Origin of the sequence: Thermoflexus sp. (genome assembly GCF_025055495.1) — a bacterium.
GTDB lineage: Bacteria > Chloroflexota > Anaerolineae > Thermoflexales > Thermoflexaceae > Thermoflexus.
This window is the reverse complement of sequence record NZ_JANWXB010000408.1, coordinates 1-6,407: the sequence shown is the minus strand read 5'-3', so window position 1 is coordinate 6,407 and position 6,407 is coordinate 1. Positions and strand designations below refer to the sequence as shown.

At 64.1% G+C, this 6,407-nt stretch carries 6 protein-coding genes; 1 reads left to right on the top strand and 5 read right to left on the bottom strand.

Going from position 1 to position 6,407, the window contains the following annotated elements; genetic code table 11:
• Together NZM16_RS13270 and NZM16_RS13265 are read right to left on the bottom strand one after the other, a co-directional pair.
• Window positions 1–740 (bottom strand): hypothetical protein (locus tag NZM16_RS13270; RefSeq protein WP_295480826.1); only part of this gene is annotated, 740 nt, incomplete at its 3' end.
• A gap of 9 nt (window positions 741–749) precedes the next feature.
• Window positions 750–1,196 carry a hypothetical protein gene (locus NZM16_RS13265; RefSeq protein WP_295480824.1) on the bottom strand — a complete coding sequence of 149 codons (447 nt, stop codon included), beginning with the start codon at window positions 1,194–1,196 and terminating at the stop codon, window positions 750–752.
• Window positions 1,197–1,969: 773 nt separating this feature from the next.
• Between NZM16_RS13265 and greA the strand changes: the two genes are divergently transcribed.
• Complete coding sequence (greA, locus tag NZM16_RS13260) at window positions 1,970–2,443, top strand: transcription elongation factor GreA (RefSeq protein ID WP_295480822.1); 474 nt, start codon at window positions 1,970–1,972, stop codon at window positions 2,441–2,443.
• Between the two features lie 276 nt (window positions 2,444–2,719).
• Here the strand turns inward: greA and NZM16_RS13255 are convergent, their stop codons facing one another.
• From NZM16_RS13255 to NZM16_RS13245, 3 genes are all read right to left on the bottom strand, one after another.
• Window positions 2,720–3,628: a thiamine pyrophosphate-dependent enzyme gene (locus NZM16_RS13255; RefSeq protein ID WP_295453835.1), complete on the bottom strand. Its 909-nt coding sequence runs from the start codon at window positions 3,626–3,628 to the stop codon at window positions 2,720–2,722.
• Window positions 3,613–5,496: a 2-oxoacid:acceptor oxidoreductase subunit alpha gene (locus tag NZM16_RS13250; protein ID WP_295480820.1), complete on the bottom strand. Its 1,884-nt coding sequence runs from the start codon at window positions 5,494–5,496 to the stop codon at window positions 3,613–3,615. The genes NZM16_RS13255 and NZM16_RS13250 overlap by 16 nt, the downstream gene beginning before the upstream one ends.
• 345 nt (window positions 5,497–5,841) lie before the next feature.
• Window positions 5,842–6,309, bottom strand: a complete 468-nt coding sequence (locus tag NZM16_RS13245) for a MaoC/PaaZ C-terminal domain-containing protein (protein ID WP_295453777.1) — start codon at window positions 6,307–6,309, stop codon at window positions 5,842–5,844.
• Between the last annotated feature and the right edge of the window lie 98 nt (window positions 6,310–6,407).

Genomic DNA, 6,407 nt, shown 5'->3' with positions numbered 1-6,407 from the left:
AAATCCCGATAGGCCAGCGAGAAGGCAGGCAGGACCAGCCGGGCGGAAGCGCCTCCCCCCGGGCTGGCCGGGGCGGCCACCGTCAACGCCGGTACGCCGTCGACGGCGATCGAAGGCGCTGACCGCAGGCCGCTCCAGAGGAACAAAAAGCGGCCGTCCGGCGTCCACCCGGCGATCGTGCCATCCCCCTGAAAGAGGACCTGCGCCGAGGATCCGTCGGCGGAGAGCAGGAAGATCTCCCAGGAGCCCGATTGACCCTCTGTGGGGGGATATTCATATTCCATCGCGAGGAACCGCCCTCCCGGCTGCCAAGCGATGCCGCCGATCCGGCTGGTTGGCGCCCGCCACTGGACGACGATCCTCCCCGTCGGCGGATGATACAGGTGCAGGATCTGGTCCTCGAGCACGTAGGCGAGGGTGTCGGTGACTGGATACCAGGCAAAGGCGCCCACCTGCTGATCGATCCAGCGCGAGACGCCCGCTTCCGGAGAGATCGCCCATAGCTCCTCTTCCCCTTTCCGGAAGGCCAGCCAGCGCCCGGAGGGCGACCACCGGGGCTCCCGGTTGCGGCCGTCGTCCGTCAGGCGCCGCGGCGGCCCGTCCGGCAACGCTTTCACGTATAGATCGCCATCTTGGATGTAGGCGAGCTGGCCCAACGGGGCGGTCTCCTGGAGGGCGCGCCGAGCCTGGGCGGTGGCCGTCGCCTCAAGGGGCCGCAGCCAGCGCCCTTCCACCTGCACCACGCCGCATCATTCGTCCACACGATTTGCCCTCCGAACATCGACAGGGGGCCCGGCGGGGTCGGCGGGGCATCTGGCCCCCCCACCGCCCGCTTCGGGGTCGCCTCCGACGGCGCCAGGACGTCGATCCAGTCCAGGAAACGAAGGGCCTGCCCGGAGCGGTCGTCGGGCCTGGGGGGCGAGAACGTGGCCGGGCTCAGCGCATCCGGCGTCTCCGGCGCCCCATGCCAGCGATGGCCGGTTCCCTGTCGGTCCACCCATAACCCCGACCGTAGGGTAGGTGCGGAACGTCTCCGAGTCGCCGGAGAGGGAATCGAAGGCCGCCACGCCCCGTAGCCATCGGCCATCGGCCGAACGCGCCCGCAGGAAGAGAGGGAGGGGCAGATCCGCGAGATGGCGCAGCGTCCGCCCCGCCTTCTGGAGCAGCATCCAGCGCCAGACGGCCAGATCCGGCAAGGGAGAGGGGTCACCGTGTTCCAGACCGGCCAGCGGCAGGCCGGAGGAGGCAAACCCACAGTCGAGGACAGGGTGGGAGAGGCAGAAGGCGGCGTGGGAGAAGCCCCCGCCGTCGGCGTTGGAGAACCTGTCGCAGGGACGGCGGCGGAACAGGCTGTCCCGTCTGAATCAGATTCCACTTCCCGACTGGATGGAAAGATGGACGCGCTGGCAACAGGGCAACGGCTCGCTTCAGGGCCACGGGGCTGTTGCGCGTCTCTACCTTCCGCGCCATAGCGGCGCATACCGAACACCCTCTATCTTAATCTCCTCTTTCGAATCCCTGCTCTCCCCGTTTATTTCCTTATGTTTCCGGGCACTTCAAAAGGGTAACCGTCTGATTACACGATGCAACCATCCTGTAACAGGAGGCCTTCACCGTCCGCTGGAGTGCGATCCTCGAAGCCCCTGGCCCTTCGAGATGGATTGCGCTCCTCCCCTGCCCTCCTGCCGCTTGAAGGGCTATCGATAGGGGGGAAAGAGGGGCGAGGCCGGCTTCCATCGGCGATGCGCATCGACCGAAGGCCCCGTCGACCATTTATTCTGTCGAAAGAGAAGCGTATATTTCTTTCCGCGCCGCCACCGCTGGGGATTGAGCGCAGGCCTCTATGCCCTTCCTCGGAGGTCTCCGAAGACGCCTCTTCGACTTGTTTCCCCTCATCCCGGCTGGTATAATTAGATCCGTCCTGGAACGGCGGAGCTTGAGGAACTCCCCCTTTGTGGAGAGCAAGAGCATGGCGGCAGTTGGGCCGACGTATCTGACGCCGGAGGGGAAGCGGCAACTGGAAGAGGAGCTGGAATACCTGCGCACGATCAAGCGTCGGGAGATCGCCGAACGCCTGCGCTTCGCCATCCAGCAGGGCGATCTCTCGGAGAACGCGGACTACCACGCGGCGAAGGAGGAGCAGGCCTTCGTCGAAGGCCGGATCCGGACCCTGGAGGCGATCCTCAACAGCGCCATCCTGATCGAGACCCGGCCGTCGGAGGACGGCCGCGTGCGCCTGGGGTCCCGCGTCACCGTCGTGGAAGATGGGGGCGCGCCGGAGACTTATGTGCTGGTGGGGCCTGCCGAGGCGGATCCCACCCAGGGCAAGATCTCCTATGAGTCGCCGCTGGGCCAGGCGCTGCTGGGCCGGGCGCCGGGGGATGTGATCATCGTGGAGGCGCCGGCCGGCGTCCTGACCTTCCGCGTCCTCGCGGTGGAGTGATCTCCGATCTCCGACCGGAGCTCCTTCTGGTCCCCTCAGCGTTTGGATCCCTCCCCCACACGAACGAACGCGGTGAATCCCTCGAGGAATCTTGGATCCCCTCTCCCCATGGTCCAAAGGGCCGCCGGGGAGGGGGACTTTCGCCTCATCGCGACCGGCCCCCAACCGTGTGACGCCCAATCCTAATCAAAAAAGGCCGGAGGGACATCTTCGACATCCCCCGGCCCTTTCTCTCTTCGGGCTCAGGATTCCGAACAGAAACCCTGGCGGGACAGGTTAACGAAGCTCGTCCAGCAAGGGCGTGAGATCGCGGCGGTAGATCGGCTCCAGATCGGCCAGGGCCTTCCCCCAGTGTGGGAGGCGAGCCGCCAGCTCGTCTTCTAAGGTGGGCCGCTCCACCCGGTAGAAAATCCCGATGGGGATGCGATCTCCGTTCTCGTAGGCCTTCAAAAGGGCCTGCGCCTTCTTGGCGATGATCTCTTTCTCATCGGTTGGATCGCGAACCACCGGGTCGTATCCGCCCTCCTCCAGCTTGTAGACCCGTGCGTTGTAATACTCTCGCGTGTAGATGTTGTTGTAGGTCGGGCAGGGCTGGAGGACGTCGATCAGCGCCGTCCCCCGGTGCTGGATGGCGGCGACGATCAGATCCCGCAAGTGCCGCACGTCGTAGGCGTAGCCGCGGGCGATGAAGGTGTAGCCCGCCCCCAGGGCCACGGCGATCGGATTGAGGGCCTCCATCAGGTTAGGCTCAGGAAGGGACTTGGTCTGCACGCCCTTGGGCAGGGTGGGGGAAGCCTGGCCTTTGGTCAGGCCGTAGACGCCGTTGTTGAACACGATGTAGGTGAGATCCACGTTCCGGCGCCCGGCGGCCAGGAAATACCCGGCCCCGATCCCATAGCCGTCGCCATCCCCGCCCACCGCGATCACCGTCATCTCGGGGTTGGCCAGCTTGAACCCGGTGGCCACCGGCAACACCCGGCCGTGGAGGGTGTGGACTCCGTAGGTTCCGACGTAGTGCGGCGTCTTCCCCGAACAGCCGATCCCGGAGAAGACCGCCACCTTGTGCGGAGGGAGCTGCAAAGCAGCCAGCGCTTGATGAACCGCGTTCAGGATCCCGAAATCCCCACAACCAGGGCACCAGTCCACCCAGACTTCGGTTTTGTAATCTTTCACCGCGTAGGCCATGGGATCACCTCTCGGGCTTCGCTGGAGATCATCACAATCCGCTCTTCGTTGTTTTCCAGGGCGCGACGAACCCCTTCGATGATCTCGTTCACCGTGAACGGCCGGCCGTCGTATTTCAGCACCCGGTGGGGGATCCGGAACCCGGTCATCTCCCGGATCAGGTTCCCCAGCTGGCCGGAGTAGTTGTTCTCGATCAGGATCACCCGACGGGCCCGCCGCAGGATCGCCCCCACCGGCTCGGCCGGGAAGGGCCGCATCATCCGGATCTGCAGGAAGTTAAACGTCAGCCCGTTCAGGGCCGACAGCTCCTCCAGGGCATCCAGGACGGCGCCCTTGGTGGTCCCCCATCCCACCAGGGTGACCTGAGCATCCGCCGGGCCGTGAAGGGTGAACTTCTTGCTGTCCGGGATCTCCCGGGCGGCCAGCTCCAGCTTGCGCATACGCTTATCCATTTGCTCCACCCGATGGACCACCCCTTCGGAGATGTGGCCCTTAGGGTTGTGCTCATCGCTGGTCGTCCAGAAAACCACCCCCTCGGTGCCCGGAACCACCCACGGGGAGATCCCGTTTTCGGTCACCTCGTGACGCAGGTATCCATCCCGCCGACCGGCGGGCTGATAGCGAATTCCCCGATCGATCGTCAGGTGACGGGTTTCGAAGCGGGGCACAGTGATATAGCTGCTAGCCAGGTATTTATCCACCAGCACGATCACCGGCATCTGGTAGCGATCGGCCCAGTTGAAGGCCTCGAAGCTGTCGTAGAAGGCCTCGACCACATCGCCCGGGGCGATGACGATATGGGGGAACTCGCCGTGGGCCGGGTGGAGGGCGAATCCGAGATCCGCCTGCTCAGTGCGGGTAGGCAACCCGGTGCTGGGGCCGCCGCGCTGGTAGAGGAACACCACCAGGCCCGGCGCCTCGGTGATGGCCGCGAACCCGATGCCCTCTGGCATCAGGGCGAAGCCCGGCCCTGCGGTGGAGGTGGAGGCCCGGGCGCCTGCGTGGGCGGCGCCGACCGCCATGTTGATCGCGGAGATCTCATCCTCGGTCTGGATGACCACCACGTTGTATTTGCTCTGGACGGCCTCCAGATACGTGCTTTCATCCGTCGCCGGGCTGATCGGGTAATAGGTCTGCACCCCCAGCCCCGCCTGGAGCTTGCCCAGGGCCACCGCCTGCACGCCTCGGATCAGGATCTGATCTCGCCGCTCCCGCTTGCGAACCTTCCATGGGAAGCCGTTGCCGAACTGTTCGCGCACATAGTCATAGGTGACCCGCAGGGCCTGAATGTTCAGATCTGCCAGCCGGGCCCGACGCCCTTTGAACTGCTCGCGGATCACCTCCGCGACGAGATCGAAATCGTAATCCAGGACCGCCAGGGTAGCCCCCAGGGCCACCGTGTTCCGCATGATGTCGTATTGCCGGTATTCCGCCGCCTTGCCGAAGGGCTCCAGCGCCCGTCGGATCATCTCAAAATATGGCACCGGATAAAGGCGCAGATCATCCCGCTTCAGGCGATTCTGGATATCTCCCAGATCCGCGTCGTAGATGATCCCACCGCCCGGAACCACCTCATGGACGTGGCCATGGTGGGTGGGGAACTCGGGGTTGTGATGGTGGTCTCCGAAGAGGGTTTCCTCATCCAGCGCAGCGAGCAAGTGAACCTCATCGACCGAAGCGTGGATCGGATCCTCGGATACCCGGACCCGATAGTAGCTGTGTTTGCCCATGATGTTGGAGTGGTATTCGATGTTGGCGAAGACGTAAAGCCCACCCCGGCTGAAGGCCTTCGCGAGGGTCTCCGCGGCCACGTTGATTCCACTGCCCTGAGGACCCCCGATCATCCATGAGACAAACCGCTTTGGCATGGCCTAGGCCTCCCTTAGGAATTGGTAGGGGCAGATCGACCCCTTAAAGCGATTCTTTTTCCCAGAGAGATTGGAGGGGCTGATGGAGCTCCTCCCACGCCCCGCTCTCTCACGTCCACTCAGCCTCAAACTCTTTCCCTTTCCCTCTGGGGAGGCTTTTAAAAAGTATATCCGGTGCGATAGCGCTTGTAAAATTTATAACAGACCGTGGAAGCTCTTCCCCCAAATGGGGGATATCCTTCCCCACTTGGGGGGGAGGAGCCCACAGCCAGAATGACCGGACCTGAGACAAACGGAGAGCGCGATATCCCGGCGGGATCCTTGGATTGGCAGAGCACTTCTCTCTTAAGCCCCCCGCGCACGAACCAGCAGGGTCCACTGGCCTTTCTGCGTCACTTCGCCGCGCTGGTTCAGAACCTGCACCTGAAACACCACGAAGCCCGCCCGGCCATCCGGGGTGGATCGCTTCTGGACCACCTCGATCTCCGCGTGAATGGTATCCCCGATGCGGATGGGAGCCCGGAATTTCCACTCCAGACCGGTGAAAGCCTCCACGGTCTCCTCCAGAAATCCAAGCCGGGTGGCCAGCCCCGAGGCGATGGACAGGCCGAGCAGACCGTGGGCGATCCGTTCCCCAAAGATCGTGCCCCGAGCGTATTCCGCGTCCGTGTGCAGCGGGGTGTAATCCCCGGAAAGCCCGGCGAACGCCACGATGTCCGCTTCGGTGATCGTGCGGCCTGGGGTGCGCACCTTCCAGCCCACCTCCAGATCTTCGAAATACAGCCCTCGGGCAAGCGTTCTCTCCGTGGACATGGGCAACACCTCCGGGAAATGGATTCCATAGGTTCAAGACCCGTTGCAGAATGGGATAGAGCGTCTGCCTCACTTTCCTGATAGCTGTCTCTTCCCCA